At 60.5% G+C, this 1,627-nt stretch carries 4 protein-coding genes; 1 reads left to right on the top strand and 3 read right to left on the bottom strand.

Annotated elements, in window-relative coordinates:
* Positions 1-138 (bottom strand): type II toxin-antitoxin system Phd/YefM family antitoxin (locus AC1DS3_RS38470; RefSeq protein WP_477129344.1); only part of this gene is annotated, 138 nt, incomplete at its 3' end.
* 261 nt (positions 139-399) lie between these two features.
* Here AC1DS3_RS38470 and AC1DS3_RS38465 point away from each other — a divergent pair.
* Positions 400-708, top strand: coding sequence for a hypothetical protein (locus AC1DS3_RS38465; protein WP_477129342.1), 309 nt, complete (start codon positions 400-402; stop codon positions 706-708).
* A 7-nt stretch (positions 709-715) separates the two neighbouring features.
* Here the strand turns inward: AC1DS3_RS38465 and ybgF are convergent, their stop codons facing one another.
* Positions 716-1,300, bottom strand: coding sequence for a tol-pal system protein YbgF (ybgF, locus tag AC1DS3_RS38460; RefSeq protein WP_477129343.1), 585 nt, complete (start codon positions 1,298-1,300; stop codon positions 716-718).
* 132 nt (positions 1,301-1,432) lie between these two features.
* On the bottom strand, positions 1,433-1,627 hold a 195-nt coding region (locus AC1DS3_RS38455), incomplete at its 5' end, for an H-NS family nucleoid-associated regulatory protein (protein WP_477129341.1).

Below are 1,627 nucleotides of genomic sequence, written 5' to 3'. Positions count from 1 at the left end.
GTTGTAATCCTCGAGTGAGAGCAGCACTACGTGCTCGCCCCGCTGCCTGGTGATGACAGTGGGCTCATGGTCCTTGCAAACCGAATCCAACGCCTGCTTGAAGCTGGCTCGCGCCTCGCTAAAAGTCAGGATATTCATCGATACACCTCAACTTGCACCCCAAGCTGCGCGGCGTATTGGCGCTACAGCCCAGGCATTTCTGCCTGCCCTGATCCCGTAACAAGGTATGGGGGTCGGGACGTTCCGAAAAGTCGGTCCTGCTCTACTGCGAACATCCAACTACGAACATTGTACAAAACGTGGTACGACTGCGCAAGCACAATCCAACCCGGCGCGAATTCTCCTAATACTGTATATTTGTACAGTGTGACCCTCCAACCTCTGCAAACGCCGGCCGCAATGACCGCCGACCAAGCGTTTGCGTTCGCCTGGKCGAAGGCACAGGGGGTCGCGCAGCACCACGATGACCCCATCGTGGGCGTGCAAATGACGGTTAATGTGCTGTCCGACAGCGTGATCGCGGCCGTTATCGGCGGATTGCCCATCAGCGCATCTAAGCCGGTCGCCGGGGCGGAAGTCCCGGCGTACAGGTTTTCCGGAAATTGTCACCATAGTGATAAGAAGTGCTATTTCCTGCAGACCAAGGGCGACCGCCACTACCAGGGCACCACCTTCTGGGCGCCGGCCTCAACGGCCAGCGCGAACTGACCCGCACTTACTTCAGCGTCTTCAACCGGTTGTTCGCCGCACGCGCGCCTTCGGTACCTGGATACTTGGCCAGCACCTGTTCCAGCGTTTTGYGCGCGGCATCCTTCTGGCCGGACTCGAACTGATTATTGGCCACCGCGATCATGGCGTCCGGCACCTTGGGATGCGTCGGGTTGGCATGGATCATTTTCTGCAGCACCCAGGTGGACCCCTTGTAGTCGCGCTGCGCGTAGAGCGAGTCGCCGAGCCAGTACTGCGCCAGCGGCAGGTAGGGGCTCTGCGGATACTTCTTGATAAACGACGAGAACGAATTCCCGGCGCTCTTGAAATCGCCCGCCTGGAAATGCTTGAGCGCGGCGTCGTATTCGGGCTTCTCGCCCGGCTGCGACGTGCCTTCGCGGTCTTCGACCGAAGTGTGCTGCGGCTCGAACTTCTTCAGGCGCGCATCCAGGTCGGTGTAATAGTCCTTCTGCTCAATGCGCTGGGTCGCCGTGGCCTGGAAGCTGTTGAACTGGTCGCGCAGGTTGATGACCGTTTTGCGCGCCTGCTCATCGTCGAACACGCCGGCGTGTGCCGGCGTGGGTGGCAGCATGCCGCCGCTAACGGTTGCGCGCGCGTGCGAATAGATTTCGAGCACAGGGGTTCGCGCCGATTCGCTTGCACGGGAAAGCGTTTAGCTTGAAATTCTACAAGGTTTGCCTACGCACATTGATAACCGACATCACTACCCGACCCGGTAAAACTCTTTACTCTGCCCCGCATTGACCGCCCGCTGCAGCCAGTCGGGCATGTCGCCCTGCCCGTCCCAACTCTGCCCCGCGGCGTTGCGGTAGCAGACCGCCGGCGGCGGAGGTGGCGGAGGCGACGGCGGATCGAAGCATCCCGCCGCTTCCAGCTCCTCCATGGTCAGCCCATAGTC

This window comes from Cupriavidus sp. 01L46, from assembly GCF_056399905.1.
Note: the sequence above shows the minus strand (reverse complement) of the source record. Positions and strands in the feature narration are given on the sequence as shown.